The organism is Marivibrio sp. (genome assembly GCF_040218065.1).
Lineage (GTDB): Bacteria > Pseudomonadota > Alphaproteobacteria > UBA8366 > Aestuariispiraceae > Marivibrio.
The window spans coordinates 40,901-57,471 of the sequence record NZ_JAVJQE010000007.1; the positions used below are offsets into that span (position 1 = coordinate 40,901).

Sequence of the window (16,571 nt, forward strand, 5' to 3'; positions counted from 1 at the left end):
GCCAACCGGCAGAATACATGGATTTGCAGGGGGCGCAACAAGAGGTTGTGAGGCAAGGCGGAACCCCCCTAGTACGCGCAACGCATGCGTGATCCGGATGAAATGGTCACAGCTTTTACGCTCTGATAGGCCTCTTATCCAACTTCGTCGGGCGTCTTCAGGGATAGGGACAAGGCGTGCACCGGACCGGCGAGTTCGTCCGCCAAGGCGGCGTAAACGGCGCGCTGGCGCTGGACGCGGCTCATGCCGGCGAACGCCTTGGCGGTCATGTGAACCTGAAAATGCGACTCGCCCGTGCCGGGCGACCCGGCGTGCCCGGCGTGGCGGTGGGACTCGTTGACCACGCTCAGCGCCGACGGCGCGAACGCCGCGGTCAGCTTCTCCTCCATGCGCTGTTGCACGCTCATGCTCTCGCTCCTCTGCATCGGCGCGGGATCGGCTCCGTCGCGCATAAGGTTGGCCCCATAGGGTTGTCGCCTCGTACCCGCACCGCCATACTCCTTCGGCGCGAGCCGGGCGCGTCCGCGCAGACAATGGCGCCCGGCGTTTTCACTGGCAAGCGAGGGGCGACCGGCCGTTGGCGCGTCTCGCACGGCGTGCGGGAGCGATCGGCGATGGACGGCGGCCCCTTCTCGAGCCGAACCCCCCGCGAAGAGCGGCTGTGCGACCATCCGGACTGCACGGCGGCGGGTCTGCATCGCGCGCCGCAGGGCCGCGACCGGCTGGATCGCTATTTTTGGTTCTGCAAGCTCCACGCCCGCGAATACAACGCCGCCTGGGATTACTGCTCCGGCATGTCGGTCGACGACCTCGACCGCATGACCCGGGACGCCGCCGTCTGGGGACGGCCGACCTGGCCGATGGGCCTGCGCTTCGGCGCGCAGCGCGCCCGCGCCGACGTGCGCGATCGCACCGGCTTCTTCGACGAGGAGGGCGGCTTCAAAGGTGCGGACGACGCCGAGGACTTCGAGCGTCGCGCCCGCCGCCGCGCCAACGAGGGGCCGGAGGCGCAGGCCATGCGCATCCTGGGCCTGGCGGGGCCGCTCACCTTGACCGCCCTCAAAGCCCGCTATAAGGAACTTGCCAAGGCGTTGCATCCGGATCTCGGCGGGGCCGCGCGCAGCGAGGCCGAGCGTCGCGACGCGGAAAATCGCCTGAAGGAGATCAATCGCGCCTATGCGGTGTTGCGCCGAAGCCTGGCGGACGCCGCGCCCGAGCGCCGCGCGCGCGCGCCGGCGGCCCCCGGTTGAGACCCGACGCGATCGCCCCATGTTAGAGGGGTGACGCCTCATTCGCGCCGCCCGCGCCGTTCGGTCTGCGGGCGGTTTGTTTGAAGATCGGGCGCACCGCCCCGATGCAACGTTGATCTGCGAGATTTATGCCCATGAGCACCGCCGCCGCCAAGCAGACCGCCGAAGACCTGCCGCCCGTCGAAGGGCTGGGCGATCCGGACATCGAAGTTTCGGTGCGCCAGACCTTCGGCCTCGACAGCGACATGAAGGTTCCGGCCTACTCCACCACGACGGAGCATGTGCCCGACTTCGACGACGGCTACGTGTTCGATCACGACACGACGATGGCGATCCTGGCCGGCTTCGCCTACAACCGGCGCGTCATGATCCAGGGCTATCACGGCACCGGCAAATCGACCCATGTCGAGCAGGTGGCCGCGCGCCTCAATTGGCCGTGCATCCGGGTCAATCTGGACAGCCACATCAGCCGCATCGATCTGGTCGGCAAGGACGCGATCGTCCTGCGGGACGGCCAGCAGGTCACCGAATTCCGCGAAGGCATCTTGCCCTGGGCGCTGCAGAACCCGGTCGCGCTGTGTTTTGACGAATACGACGCCGGTCGGCCGGACGTCATGTTCGTCATCCAGCGCATCCTGGAGCGGGAAGGCAAGCTGACCCTGCTCGACCAGTCGCGCGTGATCCGGCCGAACCATAACTTTCGTCTGTTCGCGACCGCCAACACGGTCGGTCTCGGCGACACCTCGGGCCTCTATCACGGCACACAGCAGATCAACCAGGGTCAGATGGACCGCTGGTCGATCGTCACCACGCTGAACTATCTGCCGCATGATCAGGAGGTCGACATCATCCTGAAGAAGATGCCGCAATTCGACACGGCCGAAGGGCGCGATCAGATCTCGGCCATGGTGCAGTGCGCCGACCTGTCGCGGACCGGCTTCATCGGCGGCGACATCTCCACCGTCATGAGCCCGCGTACGGTCATCACCTGGGCCGAGAACGCGCAGATCTTCAACGACGTCGGCTTCGCCTTTCGGGTCACCTTCCTGAACAAGTGCGACGAGACCGAGCGCCCGATCATCGCCGAGTATTATCAGCGCTGCTTCGGCGAAGAGCTGCCGGAGACCGGCGTCGACGTGCAGGTGCACTGAGGACCGAAAAGCCGGGAGCCCGCTTCGCCTATGGCCGCCGACAAGGACGCGCCGATCGAGGACTTCAAGCGCGCGAACGCCGCCTGCTTTCGCGCCGTTTCGGGCAAGCCCGAGCTTGAGGTGACCTACGGCTCCGAGCCCGCCCACATGGCGGGCGAGCGCGCGCGCCTGCCTTTCCCCGCCAAGATGCTGCCGGCCGAGGAGGTCTCGCGCACCCGCGGCGAGGCCGATGCGCTGGCGCTGCGCCTGCGCCATCACGACGACGCGTTGCACCGTCGCGCCAAGCCCCAGGGCGACGTCGCGCCGATGCTGTTCGACGCGCTTGAGACCGCGCGGGTCGAAGCCTATGGCGGGCGCAATATGTCGGGTCTGCGCGCCAATCTGGCCGACGCGCTGGAGGCGCGCTACCGCAAGATGGGCTTCCACCGGATCGAGGAGCGGACGGAATCGGCCCTGCCGGAAGTGGTCCGCCTGCTGGCGCGCGAGAAGATGTCGGGCGAGCCGCCGCCGCCATCGGCCGCCCGCGTGGTCGAGCTGTGGCGGCCCTATCTGGAGGACCGCATCGCCGAGGCGCTGACGCGCCTGAAGCCGGCGATGGGCGACCAGCAGGCCTACGCCGACGCCGCGCGCGACCTGATCCGCGAAATGGACGTCGATCTCGGCGAGGAGGAGCCGCAGGAGCCCGAGGGCGAAAGCGAGCAGGAGGAAGAGCAGGAGGACGAGGACAACCAGGCCCGCGGCCAGACCGAGGAAGAGGGCGGCGACGAGCAGGAGGGCGAGACCGAAGGCTCCGCCGACAGCGCCTCCGGCGAGGGCGAGGAGGAAAGCGACGGCGAGATGATGGACGAGGATCTCGCCGGCGAAATGATGCAGGCTCCCGGCGCGGACGAGCCCGGCGACAGCGGCAAGCGTTGGCGCCCGGAGCACGATCTCTCCAACCTGCCGAAGGAGAAGTTCTACCGCGCCTTCACCGAAGGCTATGACGAGATCGTCGCCGCCGAAGAGCTCTGCGACGCGGAGGAGCTCGGCCGGCTGCGCAGCATGCTGGACCAGCAGCTCTCCCACCTGCAAGGCGTCATCGGGCGCCTCGCCAACCGGCTGCAGCGCCGCCTGATGGCGCAGCAGCAGCGCTCCTGGCATTTCGATCTGGAGGAAGGGGTCTTGGACACCGGGCGCTTGAGCCGCGTCGTCACCAACCCCTCGCACCCGCTCTCTTTCAAGCAGGAGAGCGAGACCGAATTCCGCGACACGGTGGTGACGCTCCTGATCGACAATTCCGGCTCGATGCGCGGTCGGCCGATCTCGATCGCCGCCATGTCGGCCGACATCCTGGCCCGTACGCTGGAGCGCTGCGGCGTGAAGGTCGAGATTCTGGGCTTCACCACCCGCGCCTGGAAGGGCGGGCAGAGCCGCGAGGCCTGGATCGCCGACGGCAAGCCCGCCAATCCGGGCCGCCTCAACGATCTGCGCCACATCGTCTACAAGCCGGCGGAGCTGCCCTATCGCCGGGCGCGCAAGAATCTCGGCCTGATGCTGCGCGAAGGACTCCTCAAAGAGAACATCGACGGCGAGGCGCTGATGTGGGCGCACCAGCGCCTGATCGGCCGGCCGGAGGAACGCCGCATCCTGATGGTGATCTCCGACGGCGCGCCGGTCGACGACAGCACGCTCTCGGTCAATCCGGGCAACTATCTGGAGCGCCACCTGCGCGACGTGATCGAGTATATCGAAAGCAAGAGCCCGGTCGAACTCGTCGCCATCGGCATCGGCCACGACGTCACCCGCTACTACCGCCGGGCCGTCACGCTGGTCGACGCCGAACAGCTCGGCGGCACAATGATGGAGCAGCTCGCCGACCTGTTCGAAAACGAAGCCGACCTCCCCCGCGGCCGCCGCAAAAAGCCCAAGCTGGAGCCGGTGCGCGCGCGGCGGTGAGGGCGCCACTAAGCTCGCCCTCCAAACGCCTATCCCCCGCGAAAGCAGGGGGCCATTCCTGGGGCCGCCCCTCACGCGCCCGCCGACTGCGGGGCGGGGGTTTTTGGCGTAAGCGCCGCGCCGCGTCCGTCGTCACGGCCGCAAGAGCCGGGACAACGGGAGTTCCAGCGAGGCGGCGTCACCGGTTGGCCCGGCTCAAGGCCGGGCCGACAGATTTAATTCCGGGATTCTAGGAAAGACGAGGTGTGGGCGGACTCTGGCTCGCCGTCAGACGCTCACCGCCCCTGTCTCCACGGCCTCCAGGTCGAAGGCGGCGGCCATGAGGGCTTTGGTGTAGTCGGCTTGCGGGCGGTCGAAGATGTCGGCGGCGGGGCCGGCCTCCACCACCTGGCCGTCCTTCATCACGATCACCTCGTCCGCCATGGCGCGCACGACCTTGAGGTCGTGGCTGATGAAGAGATAGGCGAGGCGGTGGCGGCGCTGCAATTCGCGCAGCAGGTCGACGATCTGCGCCTGCACCGACATGTCCAGCGCGCTGGTCGGCTCGTCCAGCACGACGAAGCGGGGCTTGAGCACCATGGCCCGCGCGATGGCGATGCGCTGGCGCTGGCCGCCGGAGAACTCATGCGGGTAGCGCCAGCGCGCCTCGGGGTCGAGCTGCACTTCCTTGAGCGCCTCGACCACCAGCCGGTCGCGCTCGACCGCGTCGCCGACGCCGTGGACGACCAGGCCCTCGCCGACGATTTCGGCCACCGACAGGCGCGGGCTCAGGCTGCCGAACGGGTCCTGGAAGACGACCTGCATCTGGCGGCGCAGATCGCGCAAGTCCTTGCCCCCGAGACCGGCGATCGAGCGCCCGTCGAAGGAGACGCCGCCCTGGGCGCCGATCAGGCGCAACAAGGCCATCGCCAGCGTCGTCTTGCCGGAGCCGCTCTCGCCGACGACGCCGACCGTCTGCCCCTCCCGCACGGTGAGCGACACGCCGTCGACCGCGCGCACGTGATCGACCGTGCGGCGCAGGAGTCCGGCCTTGATCGGGAACCACACCTTGACCCCGTCGCCCTGCAGGACGATCGGGGCGTCCTCGTCCGGCGGGGTCTTGCTCCCCTGCGGTTGCGCCGCGAGAAGCTTTTGCGTGTAGGCGTGGCTCGGCGCGTCGAACAGCGCCTTGGTCTCGCCCTGCTCCACGATCTCGCCGTTCTGCATGACGCAGGTGCGCTCCGCCATGCGGCGCACGATGCCCAGATCGTGGGTGATGAAAAGGATCGCCATGCCGAAGCGCTGCTGAAGATCCTTGAGCAATTTCAGGATCTGCGCCTGGATGGTGACGTCGAGCGCCGTCGTCGGCTCGTCCGCGATCAGCAAGTCCGGATCGTTGGCGAGCGCCATCGCGATCATCACCCGCTGGCGCTGACCGCCCGAGAGCTCGTGCGGGTAGGCGTTGAGGCGGCTTTCCGGATTGCGGATGCCGACGAGGTCGAGGAGCTCGAGGATGCGCGGGCGCGCCTCCGCCCGACTCAAGCCCTTATGGATGAGGAGCGCCTCGCCCACCTGCTTTTCGATCGTATGCAGCGGGTTCAGGCTGGTCATCGGCTCCTGGAAGATCATCGCGACCTCCGCGCCGCGCACCTTGCGCAGGGTCTGCTCCGGCGCGCCGACCAGCTCGCGGCCCTTGAAGCGGATCGACGAGCCCGCCCCATGCGCCGCCGTCGGATAGGGCAGGAGCTGCAGGATCGACAGCGCGGTCACCGACTTGCCCGACCCGCTCTCGCCGACGAGCGCCACCGTCTCCCCGCGCTTCACCTCGAAGGAGACGCCGCGCACGGCCGCCACCGGCTCCGCCCCGCCCATGGCGAAGGAGACGGAGAGGTCGTCGACCGCCAACAGCGCGGTGTGATCGTCTGTCGCCTCGCTCATCCGTTCAGTCCTACACCATCGTCTTGCGGGGGTCGAACGCGTCGCGCGCCGCCTCGCCGATGAAGATCAGCAGGGTCAGCAACCCGCCGATCACGAAGAAGCCCGTGAGGCCGAGCCACGGCGCCTGCAAATTCTCCTTGCCCTGCTTCAACAGCTCGCCCAGCGAGGCCGAGCCCGGCGGCAACCCGAAGCCGATGAAGTCTAGCGCGGTCAGCGTGGTGACGGAGCCGGTCGCGATGAAGGGCAGGAAGGTGACGGTCGCCACCATCGCGTTGGGCAGCACGTGGCGGCGCATGATGGTGGCGTCGGAGACGCCCAGGCCCTTGGCCGCCCGAACGTAGTCGAAATTGCGCGCGCGCAGCGTCTCTGCGCGCACCAGCCCGACCAGCGTCGGCCAGCTGAACAGCAGCATCAGCCCCAAGAGCCACCAGAAATTCGGCTGCACGATCGAGGCGAGGATGATCAGCATGAACAGCTCCGGCAGGCCGTTCCACACTTCGATCGCGCGTTGGCCGACCAGGTCGGTCAGGCCCCCGAAATAGCCTTGCATCAGCCCGATCATCACGCCGATGGCGGAGCTGGCGAGCGTCAGGGCGAGCCCGAACAGCACCGAGATGCGAAAGCCGTAGATCGTCCGCGCGACGACGTCGCGGGCCTGGTCGTCGGTGCCGAGCCAATGGGTCGCGTCAGGCGGCGTGGGCGCGGGGGCGGTCAGGTCGTAGGCCGGATTGCGGTAGTCGTACGGGATCAGCGGCCAAACCATCCAGCCTTTCTCGCGGATGAGCTCCTGCACGGCCGGATCGGTGTAGACGGCCTCGGTCTCGAAGAAGCCGCCGTATTCGGTCTCCGGCACGCTTTCGACGACCGGGAAGTACCAGCCCCCGTCATAGTGCACGAGCAGCGGCTTGTCGTTGGCGATGAACTCCGCGAACAGCGACAGGACGAACAGGATCACGAAGATCCAAAGGCTCCAATAGCCGCGCCTATTCTTCTTGAAGCGCTCGATCCGCTTGGCGGTCAGCGGCGTGATCGCGAGGCCGAGGAACCGGTGCTGATGGCGTTTCGGCGGGGCGGCGATCTTGGGCGCGGGGTTCAGCATCAATCAGCCCTCCCGCCGTTCGAAATCGATGCGCGGGTCGACCAGCGTGTAGGTGATGTCGCTCACGAGATTGAGCAGCAGACCGATCAGCGTGAAGATGTAGAGCGTCCCGAACATCACCGGATAATCCCGGTTGAGCGCCGCCTCGAAGCCGAGCAAGCCGAGACCGTCGAGGGAGAAGATGACCTCGATCAGCAGCGCGCCGGTGAACAGGATGCGGATGAAGGCGCTGGGAAAGCCGGCGATCACGATCAGCATCGCGTTGCGAAAGACGTGGCCGTAGAGCACGCGCCCCTCCTCCAGCCCCTTGGCGCGGGCCGTGACGACGTACTGCTTGTTGATCTCCTCCAGGAAGCTGTTCTTGGTCAGCATGGTGAGCGCGGTGAACATGCTGACGGCCATGGCCAGCAACGGCAGCGCCAGATGCCAGAAATAGTCGACGATCTTCATCGGCCAGCTCAAGCTCTCCCAATCGTCCGAGACGAGCCCGCGCAACGGAAACCAGTCGAGATAGCTGCCGCCGGCGAAGACCACGATCAACAGCACGGCGAACAGAAAGTTCGGGATGGCGTAGCCGACGATCAGCACGCCCGAGGTCCAGACGTCGAACGGCTCGCCGTCGCGCACCGCCTTGCGGATGCCGAGCGGAATCGAGATCAGATAGGTCAGCAAGGTCGTCCACAGGCCGAGCGAGATGGAGACCGGCATCTTGTCGACCACCAGCTCGATCACGCTGCGGTCCTGGAAATAGCTCTCCCCGAAATCGAAGCTGAGATAGTCGCCCAGCATGCTGAAATAGCGGATATGCAGCGGCTGATCGAAGCCGAACTCGCGCTCCAGTTCGGCGATGAACTCCGGGTCGAGACCTTGGCTCGCCCGCGTGTCGCCGGAGCCCGACGAGCGCTCGCCGGCCCCGCTTTCCGCCCCGCCCCCGAAGTCGGAGGCCTGGCCGGAGACGCGGCTGAGCGCGCCCGCCGCCTCGCCCTTCAGATCGGCGATCAGACGGTCGATCGGCCCGCCGGGCGCGGCCTGGATGATGATGAAGTTGATGGTGAGGATCGCCAGCAGCGTCGGGACGATCAGGAGCAGACGCCGCACCACATAGGCCAACATGTTGGGCTGTCGCCTCCCGCCTCGCCTTCAGCCTATGCGCGCGCGATCCAGGGGATCGGCGGCGCTCACCCGCCCTTCTGCAGGGCCGCGTCCTTCTCCGGATCGACCCACCAGGCGTCGGTGGTGACGCCGTTCATCGGGATCACCTCCGGCATGCCGAACCGATCCCAATAAGCCAGCCGATCGACCTCGATATGGTACATCGGGATCAAATAGTGCCCCCACAGCAGCGCCCGGTCGAGCGCGCGCGTGCGCGCCACCAGCGTCTCCCGGTCGGGAGAGGCGATCAGCTGCTCGATCAACCGATCGATCGCAGGATCCTGAACGCCGATGGTGTTGCGGCTGCCGGGCCGCTCCGCCGCTTCGGAGCCCCAGAACTCCCGTTGTTCGTTGCCGGGACTGTGGGATTGGCCCCAGACCTCGACGGTGACGTCGAAATCGAAGGAATCCATGCGGTTCTGATATTGCGCGTCGTCCACGACGCGGATCTCCACCTGCCCGCCGAGCCGTTCCACCGCACGCTCCAGCGCCTGAGTGTGGCCGACGAAGAGCTCGGAGTTCAGCAGCACCTCGAACTCGAACGGCGCGCCGGTCTGCGCGTGGACCAGTTCGCGGTCGCGGATCTCCCAACCGGCCTCCTGCAGCAGGCCGAGCGCGGCGCGCAACTGGTCGCGATTGTTTCCGGAGCCGTCGGTCGACGGCGGCTCGTAATCCTGGGTGAAAACCCGCTCGGGCAGTTGGTCGCGCAGCGGCTCCAGCACCGCCATCTCCATAGGTCCGGGCGTCCCGGTCGCCTCCAACTCCGAATTGTCGAAGTAGCTGTCGGTGCGCACATAGGCGTCGTACATCAGGTTCTTATTGACCCACTCGAAGTCCCAAAGATAGGTCAACGCCTCTCGAACCGACGGATCCTGGAACAAAGGCCGGCGCAAATTGAAGATGTAGCCCTGCATGGGCGAGACGCGCTCATGCTCGAATTCGCGCGTGATGAGATCGCCGCGCTCGACCGCCGGCACATCGTAGGCCGTCGCCCACAGGCGCGCTGAATTCTCCGCCCGGATGTCGATATTACCGGCTTTTAGCGCCTCCAGGGCCACGATCGGATCGCGGAAATACTGGATGTCCAGGCGCTCGAAATTGTCGAGCCCGCGATTGACCGGCAGATCCGCGCCCCAATAGGCCTCGACGCGCTCCAGCGTGATCGCCTTGCCGGCGTCGACCCGGGCGATGCGGTAGGGGCCGGAGCCGACCGGCGGCTCCAAGGTCGTCGCCGAAAAGTCGCGCTCGGCCCAGTAATGCTTCGGCAGCGCCGGCACCTGGCCGAGGATCAGCGGCATTTCCTGGTTGAGGCCGGGAGCGAGCCGGAACTGCACCGTCAGCGGGTCGAGCGCCTCGACCTCCTCGACCGAGCCGTAATAGTAGCGGTAGAAGGGCCGCCCCTTCTCCTTCAACGTCTCGAAGCTCCAAACCACGTCGTCGGCGCGGACCGGCTCGCCGTCGTGGAAGCGCGCCTCTTCGCGCAGACCGAAGGTGATGGTGCGCCCGTCTTCCGAGACGGCGAGCCATTCGGCCAGCAGGCCGTACTCGCTGCTCGGCTCGTCGCGCGCGCTCTTCATCAAGGTGTCGTAGATCGAGCCGGAGCCCGACGCCGGCGTCCCTTTGATGATGAAGGGGTTGAGGCTGTCGAAGGTGCCGATCGCCAGCTGCGTCACCGTCCCGCCCTTCGGCGCGTTCGGATTCACGTAATCAAAATGGGTGAAGTCGGACCCGTACTTCAGATCGCCGTGGATGGCGAAGCCGTGGCTTTTTTCGCCGGGAACGGCGTCTTGAGCGAGGGCGGGCGCCCCGAAGCTTGCGGCGGCGAAGGCCCCCACAGTCAAGCAGGCGGCCCAGAAGGCGGCGCGGCGCGGCGTCATCGCGACTCCCATCCTGACAATCCCGTTCGGGCCGCCTCTTCGGCTTTCCGCGGGCGGCGTTCCAGAAAGCGTGCGAACAAGATGGGCGCTGGACGGCGCAGACTCAAGAGCCGCCCGCCGGCTCAGCCGTGAGTCAGCAGCCCCCGGGCCGCGACGTTGAGAGCCGGCGTCGCCGCCGCGACCACCGAGCCGTCGGACGCGATGGACAGAGGCGCGCCGGTCCAGTCGCTGACGGCTCCGCCCGCCCCCTCGATCACCGGTGCGATCGCGCAGAAATCGTAAGGCTGCAGATTGGTCTCCACCACCAGCTCGGCCCAGCCCGCCGCCACCAGACCGTAGGCGTAGCAGTCGATCCCATAGCGCGTGCGCCTGACCGACCCGGCAAGCTGGGCGAACGGCGCCTCCAGCCCGCGCGCGGCGAACATGTCCGGATGGGTTGAAAACAGCGTCGCTTCCGCCGGATCCTCGCAGCCGCTGGTCGCGACCGGCTCATTCTGAAAGGTGGTCGTGCGTCCGGCGGCGCCCAGCCAGCGCTCCTCCAGGATCGGCTGATCGATCACCCCGACGACGGGACGCCCGTTCCGACAAGCCGCGATCAGCGTGCCGAAAAGCGGGACGCCCGAGATGAAGGACTGCGTGCCGTCAATCGGGTCGAGGACCCAGACGACCTCCGCGTCGGTCCGGACTTGGCCGTACTCTTCGCCGTAGATCCCGTGATCGGGGAAGACCGCCTCGATCTCCTCGCGCATCGCCGCCTCGATCGCGCGGTCGGCGATCGTCACCGGGCTTTCGTCGGCCTTGGCGATGATCTCCAGCGGCTGGCGGAAATGACGCCTGGCGATCGGCCGGGCGATGTCGGCCAGCCGACAGGCCAGATCGATCCAATCCTGGGGGGCCGGCTCCAGCGTCGTGAAGTCGGCGGCGGCGGCCGCGTCCGGTGAGTCGGGGGCGTCGGTCATGAGCGTCGGTGTCTTTCGCTGAGCCTCGAAACGAAACGGGCGAAGCGGCGTCGGCCGGCTTCGCCCGTCAAAACCCGTGTCGGGCGGTTCGCCCTCACTCCTCCGGCAGCGGCGGAGGGCTGTCCGTCATGGTGCGCATATAGGCGATCAGATCAGCCCGGTCCTCGGTGTCCTTGAGGCCGTTGTAAGACATCTTGGTGCCCGGCGCCCACTCCTTGGGGGCGTAGAGGAACGCGTTCATCTTCTCGTAGTCCCACTGCCCCTCCTTGTCGGAGAGCGCGGAGGAATAGCTGAAGCCCTCGTGCGCCGCGATCTGCATGTTGAGAGTGTTCCACAGATTCGGCCCGACCTTGTTGGCCCCGCCCTGCTCGAAGCTGTGGCAGCCCGCGCACTTGCGCGCGACCTTCTCGCCCGCCGAGGGGTCGGCGGACGCCAGCAGCGGGAGGATCGGCTCGGGGCCTGCGGGCTCCTCCGGCGCGGCGTCGGCGCTGGACGCGGTCTGCGTCTCGCCGGTGGCGATGGTGAAAATCTGCTCTTCCGGCTGATCGACGGTGTAGAGCATGCCGCCGATTTCGCCGACCACCATGACGCCGAGACCCGCCGTCAGCACGGCGCCGGCGATCTTGTTCCAGAAAAGCGCGTCCTTCGCCATCGACCCGTTCCCTACCTGTCTGCCCGTGACGCCCGCATCGGCCGGCGTCGATGTCTGATGATCCCCCTGCGACCGACCCGGCGCGGCGCCGGCGTCGATCGCTTCGGCGCGACAATTCGGTTGTCCGCGCGGGTTCGCGGTATATCCTGCCCGCGTCCGTTAATCAATGCCGCCCGCGCCCGCTGCGCAAGGCCTCTCGGAAGGGGCTTTTGGTCGCAGGGGGCGGCCGCGAGGGCCGGCTTGCGCGCATCGAAGACTGGCGGCCCATGGCTCATTCGCTGTCCCCTATCGTCCTGATACCCGCCCGATTGTCGTCCACGCGACTGCCGAACAAAGTGCTGGCCGACATCGCCGGCCTGCCGATGATCGTCCATGTCTGGAAGCGCGCGATGGAGGCCGACGTCGGCCCCGTGGTGGTCGCCGCGGCCGAACGGGAGACCGCAGAGGCCGTGCGCGCCGCCGGCGGGGAGGCGGTGTTGACCGACCCGGATCTGCCGTCCGGCTCCGACCGCATCCACGCCGCGCTGGAGCGCTGCGATCCCGATCGCCGGTTCGATACGGTGGTCAACGTCCAGGGGGATCTTCCGACGCTGGATCCGGCGTTGATTAGGGCCGCGCTCGCGCCGTTGGAGGCGGATGAGGGGGTCGACATCGCCACCATCGCGGCCGAGATCATACGCGCGGAGGAGCGAGACAATCCCAATGTGGTGAAGGCCGTCGCGCCGCTGACCGCGGACCGGCGGATCGCCCGGGCGCTCGCCTTCACACGCGCGACCGCGCCTTGGGGCGAGGGGCCGCTGTGGCACCACATCGGCCTCTACGCCTACCGACGCGCGGCGCTGGAGCGTTTCGTGGCGTTGCCGCACGGCGTTCTGGAGGCGCGCGAGAAGCTGGAGCAGTTGCGCGCGCTTGAAGCCGGGATGCGCATTGACGTCGCCGCCGTCGACGCGGCGCCGCTGGGCGTCGACGCGCCGGAGGATCTCGCCCGCGCGCGGGCGCTTCTCGGACATGTTTGAGCCGCACGATTGAGGGTTGTCCCCCGCGTGCGAATCGCAGCCTATTTACAGGTCATGTGACGTCTGCGAACCGGTGGGGATGGTCCGCGTGAGCCAGCGCCGTTTGAAATCGACAGCCGCGACGCGTCGCCTGGTCGTCGGCGCCTCCTTGGCGGCCGCGTTGGCGCTCGGCGCCTGCGCGCCCGGCGCCGGATTCGGCGGCGGCGGGCAGGACCGGGCGGCCGCGCAGGGCGGCACGCCGATCGCCTCCCAAGGCGGCGTCGGCGGCCAAGCCCCGCAGGCCGAGATGCCGCCCGATATGATGAGCCTGCCCTCGCTGCCCGTGCCGCCGGGCGCGGAAGTGCTGCTGGGCGACACCGTCATCATCGGCGACGACGAGACCTGGACCGGTCAGGTGGTGATGACCACCAGCAACTATTCGCTGGTCCAGGTGGTGGAGTTCATGCGCCGCCAGATGCCCGACTACGGCTGGACGGAGACGGCGATCGTGCGCTCCAAGCGCACCTCGATCACCTACGTCCGGGACGAGCGCTTCGCGACCGTGCGCATCATGCCGAACCAGTCGGGCGCCGAAATCGACATCGTCGTGGCCCCGCTGCGCAATCGCTCGCGGGGGTAGATCGTCCGCCGCCTCAAAACGCCAACGGCTTCGCCTGGATGACCTGCGGCAGGGCGCGGATCTTCTCCAGCACCGAAGGCTCGACCTCCCCGTCGGTGGCGATCAGCGCGATGGCGTCGCCGCCTTGGGCCGCGCGGCCCAGATGGAAGGTGGCGATGTTGACGCCGGCGTCGCCCAGGAGCGTGCCAAGGCCGCCGATCAGCCCCGGCTCGTCCTTGTTGGTGATGTAGAGCATGTGGGCGGTCAGCTCCGCCTCGATCGCGATGTCCTTGATCGAGACGATGCGCGGCAGGCCGCCGCCGAACAGCGTGCCGGCGATCGAGCGGGTGAAGCGTTCGGTCTCCACCGTGATGCGGATCAGCGTGTTGTAGTCGCCGGGGCGTTCATGGACCGTCTCAGAGACGTCGATCCCGCGGTCCTTCGCGAAGACCGGGGCGTTCACCATGTTGACCGCGTCCGAGAAGGGCTTCATCAGCTCCGCCAGCGCGGCCTGGACCAGCGGCTTGACGTTGAGCTTCGCGACCGCGCCCTCGAACTCCACGGTCACGGATTTGAGCCCGGTCTCCGTCACCTGACCCGCGAAGGAGCCGAGCTGGCAGGCGAGCTTCATGTAGGGCTTCAGGCGCGGCGCGTCCTCCGCCGTAATCGAGGGCATGTTGAGCGCGTTGGTCACGGCGCCGGTCAGCAGATAGTCCGCCATCTGCTCGGCCACCTGAACGGCGACGTTTTCCTGCGCCTCCTCGGTCGCCGCGCCCAGATGGGGCGTGCAGACCATGTTGGGCTTGCCGAACAGCACGTTCTCGCGCGCCGGCTCGTCGACGAAGACGTCGAAGGCGGCGCCGGCGACCTTGCCGCTTTCCAGCGCGTCGGCCAGCGCCTGCTCGTCGACGATCCCGCCGCGCGCGCAATTGACGATGCGCACGCCGTCCTTGCACCGGGCGAGGGCATCCGCGTCCAACAGATTGCGGGTGGACTCGGTGAGCGGCGTGTGGATGGTGATGAAATCGGCTTTGGCCAGCAGCGCGTCGAACGCGACCTTCTCCACCCCCATCGCCTTGGCGCGTTCGTCCGACAGGAACGGGTCGTAGGCGGCGACCTTCATCTTCAGACCCTGCGCGCGGTCGGCGACGATGGAGCCGATATTGCCGACGCCGATCAACCCCAGGGTCTTGCCGTAGAGCTCCGCCCCCATGAAGCGGGATTTCTCCCACTTGCCGGCCTGGGTGGAGGCGTCGGCGGCGGGGATCTGGCGCGCGCAGGCCATCATCATGGCGATCGCATGTTCGGCCGTCGTGATGGAATTGCCGAACGGCGTGTTCATCACCACCACGCCCGCCTCGGTCGCGGCCTCCAGGTCGATATTGTCGACGCCGATGCCGGCGCGCCCGACCACCTGCAGGCGCCCTTCGCCGGACTTCAGCACGTCGGCGGTCACCTTGCTGGCGGAGCGCACGGCGAGGCCGTCATAGTCCTTGATCCGCGCGACGAGCTCTTCGGCGGGCAGGCCGGGCTCGAAGTCGACCTCGACTCCGCGGCGCTCGAAGACCTCCAGCGCGCGGGGGCTCAACTTGTCGGAGATCAGCACTTTCGGCGCGTCGGCGGCCATGGTTCGGTCAATCCTCGCGTGGTGTGTCGGGGTCTGTCGGGATCACGCGCCCGCGACGCGGGCGTAGGCCCAATCGAGCCAAGGGGTCAGCGCCTCGATATCGCTGCGCTCCACCGTCGCGCCGCCCCAGATTCGCAGGCCCGGCGGCGCGTCGCGATAGCCGTTGACGTCGAAGGCGACCGCCTCGTCCTCCAACAGCTTGGCGATGCGCTTGGGCGCGGTTTCGCGCGCCTCGCCCTCCAGCGGACAGGCGTCCGACAGCTTCAGGCAAATCGAGGTCGAGGAGCGGGTCGCCGGATCGCTCGGCAGGAACTCGATCCAGTCGGCGCGGTGCACCCACGCCTCAATCGCATTCAGATTGCCTTCCGAGCGCGCGATCATTCCATCCAGCCCGCCGACGGTCTCCGCCCATTTCAGCGCGTCCAGGCAATCCTCGACCGCCAGCATGGAGGGGGTGTTGATCGTCTCGCCCTTCCAGATCCCCTCGTTCAGCTTGCCGCCCTTGGTCATGCGGAAGATCTTGGGCAGCGGGCGGTCGGGCGAATAGCTCTCCAGCCGCTCGACGGCCCGGGGCGACAGGACGAGCATCCCGTGCGCGCCCTCCCCGCCCAGGACCTTCTGCCAGGACCAGGTGACGACGTCCAATTTGTCCCACGGCAGCGGCATGGCGAAAGCGGCCGACGTGGCGTCGCAAATCGTCAGACCCTCCCGGTCGTCGGCGATCCAGTCGCCGTCGGGCACGCGCACGCCGCTGGTGGTGCCGTTCCAGGTGAAGACGCAGTCGCGGTCCGGATCGACGGTGGAGAGATCCGGCAGCAGACCGTAGTCCGCCTCGATCAGCCGACAGTCGTCGAGCTTCAGCTGCTTGACCGCGTCGGTCACCCAGCCCGCGCCAAAGCTCTCCCAGGCCAGCATGTCGACGCCGCGCGCGCCCAGCATCGACCACATCGCCATCTCCACCGCGCCGGTGTCGGAGGCGGGGACGATCCCGATGCGGTAATCCGCCGGCACGCCGAGGATCGCGCGCGTGCGCTCGATCAACTCCGCCAGCTTCTTCTTGCCCGGACCGGAGCGGTGCGAGCGCCCGACCAGCGCGTCCGACAGCGCCGCCGGCGACCAGCCGGGCCGCTTTGCGCAAGGGCCGGAGGAGAAGTTCGGATTGGCCGGCCGCTTCAAGGGCCGATCGTCTGCAGGGGCGGCGGCGGTCGCCATGGGCGAAGCGCTCCTTCGGGTTGGAGACGGCGTGACGCGCCGGGCCGGAAAACCGGGACGCGCGCGGCGCGAAAGCTATGGCGCGGGCGACGGCGAATCAACGCCCTTTTTGTCGCTGATACGGGA

14 protein-coding genes are annotated in these 16,571 nt (G+C 67.9%); 5 read left to right on the forward strand and 9 right to left on the reverse strand.

Annotated elements, in window-relative coordinates; genetic code table 11:
• Positions 1-134 precede the first annotated feature (134 nt).
• Entirely contained in the window at positions 135-407 is a 273-nt protein-coding gene (locus RIB45_RS05345; protein ID WP_350049198.1) for a BolA family protein, read from the reverse strand.
• Between the two features lie 207 nt (positions 408-614).
• Between RIB45_RS05345 and RIB45_RS05350 the strand changes: the two genes are divergently transcribed.
• The 3 genes from RIB45_RS05350 (at position 615) to cobT (ending at position 4,336) form a co-directional block, all read left to right on the forward strand.
• A complete protein-coding gene (locus RIB45_RS05350) occupies positions 615-1,250 on the forward strand; it encodes a J domain-containing protein (protein WP_350049199.1) in 636 nt (211 codons plus the stop codon).
• A gap of 134 nt (positions 1,251-1,384) precedes the next feature.
• The gene (gene cobS, locus RIB45_RS05355) at positions 1,385-2,401 is read left to right on the forward strand and encodes a cobaltochelatase subunit CobS (protein WP_350049200.1); all 1,017 of its coding nucleotides are present in this window, start codon (positions 1,385-1,387) and stop codon (positions 2,399-2,401) included.
• A gap of 30 nt (positions 2,402-2,431) precedes the next feature.
• Positions 2,432-4,336, forward strand: coding sequence for a cobaltochelatase subunit CobT (gene cobT / locus RIB45_RS05360; protein ID WP_350049201.1), 1,905 nt, complete (start codon positions 2,432-2,434; stop codon positions 4,334-4,336).
• A gap of 267 nt (positions 4,337-4,603) precedes the next feature.
• Here cobT and RIB45_RS05365 read toward each other — a convergent pair whose 3' ends face one another.
• The 6 genes from RIB45_RS05365 to RIB45_RS05390 all read right to left on the reverse strand — a co-directional run bounded on the left by RIB45_RS05365 (position 4,604) and on the right by RIB45_RS05390 (position 11,992).
• The gene (locus tag RIB45_RS05365) at positions 4,604-6,253 is read right to left on the reverse strand and encodes an ABC transporter ATP-binding protein (RefSeq protein ID WP_350049202.1); all 1,650 of its coding nucleotides are present in this window, start codon (positions 6,251-6,253) and stop codon (positions 4,604-4,606) included.
• A gap of 10 nt (positions 6,254-6,263) precedes the next feature.
• Entirely contained in the window at positions 6,264-7,352 is a 1,089-nt protein-coding gene (locus RIB45_RS05370) for an ABC transporter permease (RefSeq protein ID WP_350049203.1), read from the reverse strand.
• Between the two features lie 3 nt (positions 7,353-7,355).
• Positions 7,356-8,465, reverse strand: a complete 1,110-nt coding sequence (locus RIB45_RS05375; protein WP_350049204.1) for a microcin C ABC transporter permease YejB — start codon at positions 8,463-8,465, stop codon at positions 7,356-7,358.
• A 65-nt stretch (positions 8,466-8,530) separates the two neighbouring features.
• Complete coding sequence (locus tag RIB45_RS05380) at positions 8,531-10,381, reverse strand: extracellular solute-binding protein (RefSeq protein ID WP_350049205.1); 1,851 nt, start codon at positions 10,379-10,381, stop codon at positions 8,531-8,533.
• A 122-nt stretch (positions 10,382-10,503) separates the two neighbouring features.
• Positions 10,504-11,340: a histidinol-phosphatase gene (hisN, locus tag RIB45_RS05385; protein WP_350049206.1), complete on the reverse strand. Its 837-nt coding sequence runs from the start codon at positions 11,338-11,340 to the stop codon at positions 10,504-10,506.
• 94 nt (positions 11,341-11,434) lie between these two features.
• Positions 11,435-11,992: a c-type cytochrome gene (locus RIB45_RS05390; RefSeq protein ID WP_350049207.1), complete on the reverse strand. Its 558-nt coding sequence runs from the start codon at positions 11,990-11,992 to the stop codon at positions 11,435-11,437.
• A 266-nt stretch (positions 11,993-12,258) separates the two neighbouring features.
• Here RIB45_RS05390 and RIB45_RS05395 point away from each other — a divergent pair, with 266 nt between their 5' ends.
• Both RIB45_RS05395 and RIB45_RS05400 read left to right on the forward strand, forming a co-directional pair.
• Entirely contained in the window at positions 12,259-13,008 is a 750-nt protein-coding gene (locus RIB45_RS05395; RefSeq protein WP_350049208.1) for a 3-deoxy-manno-octulosonate cytidylyltransferase, read from the forward strand.
• An 88-nt stretch (positions 13,009-13,096) separates the two neighbouring features.
• Positions 13,097-13,627, forward strand: a complete 531-nt coding sequence (locus tag RIB45_RS05400) for a hypothetical protein (RefSeq protein ID WP_350049209.1) — start codon at positions 13,097-13,099, stop codon at positions 13,625-13,627.
• 13 nt (positions 13,628-13,640) lie between these two features.
• Here RIB45_RS05400 and serA read toward each other — a convergent pair whose 3' ends face one another.
• Positions 13,641-15,233 (reverse strand): phosphoglycerate dehydrogenase, encoded by a 1,593-nt coding sequence (gene serA, locus RIB45_RS05405; RefSeq protein WP_350049210.1) that lies wholly within the window; start codon positions 15,231-15,233, stop codon positions 13,641-13,643.
• 42 nt (positions 15,234-15,275) lie between these two features.
• Entirely contained in the window at positions 15,276-16,445 is a 1,170-nt protein-coding gene (locus tag RIB45_RS05410; RefSeq protein WP_350049211.1) for a phosphoserine transaminase, read from the reverse strand.
• Positions 16,446-16,571: the final 126 nt, after the last annotated feature.

What these genes read in the sequence shown, in the direction of transcription:
- RIB45_RS05395 (WP_350049208.1), top strand. Translation starts at nt 12,259, where the DNA reads ATGGCTCATTCGCTGTCCCCTATCGTCCTGATACCCGCCCGATTGTCG.
- RIB45_RS05365 (WP_350049202.1), bottom strand. Translation starts at nt 6,253, where the DNA reads ATGAGCGAGGCGACAGACGATCACACCGCGCTGTTGGCGGTCGACGAC.
- RIB45_RS05390 (WP_350049207.1), bottom strand. Translation starts at nt 11,992, where the DNA reads ATGGCGAAGGACGCGCTTTTCTGGAACAAGATCGCCGGCGCCGTGCTG.
- RIB45_RS05375 (WP_350049204.1), bottom strand. Translation starts at nt 8,465, where the DNA reads ATGTTGGCCTATGTGGTGCGGCGTCTGCTCCTGATCGTCCCGACGCTG.
- hisN (WP_350049206.1), bottom strand. Translation starts at nt 11,340, where the DNA reads ATGACCGACGCCCCCGACTCACCGGACGCGGCCGCCGCCGCCGACTTC.
- RIB45_RS05410 (WP_350049211.1), bottom strand. Translation starts at nt 16,445, where the DNA reads ATGGCGACCGCCGCCGCCCCTGCAGACGATCGGCCCTTGAAGCGGCCG.
- cobT (WP_350049201.1), top strand. Translation starts at nt 2,432, where the DNA reads ATGGCCGCCGACAAGGACGCGCCGATCGAGGACTTCAAGCGCGCGAAC.
- RIB45_RS05350 (WP_350049199.1), top strand. Translation starts at nt 615, where the DNA reads ATGGACGGCGGCCCCTTCTCGAGCCGAACCCCCCGCGAAGAGCGGCTG.
- cobS (WP_350049200.1), top strand. Translation starts at nt 1,385, where the DNA reads ATGAGCACCGCCGCCGCCAAGCAGACCGCCGAAGACCTGCCGCCCGTC.
- RIB45_RS05370 (WP_350049203.1), bottom strand. Translation starts at nt 7,352, where the DNA reads ATGCTGAACCCCGCGCCCAAGATCGCCGCCCCGCCGAAACGCCATCAG.
- RIB45_RS05345 (WP_350049198.1), bottom strand. Translation starts at nt 407, where the DNA reads ATGAGCGTGCAACAGCGCATGGAGGAGAAGCTGACCGCGGCGTTCGCG.
- RIB45_RS05380 (WP_350049205.1), bottom strand. Translation starts at nt 10,381, where the DNA reads ATGACGCCGCGCCGCGCCGCCTTCTGGGCCGCCTGCTTGACTGTGGGG.
- serA (WP_350049210.1), bottom strand. Translation starts at nt 15,233, where the DNA reads ATGGCCGCCGACGCGCCGAAAGTGCTGATCTCCGACAAGTTGAGCCCC.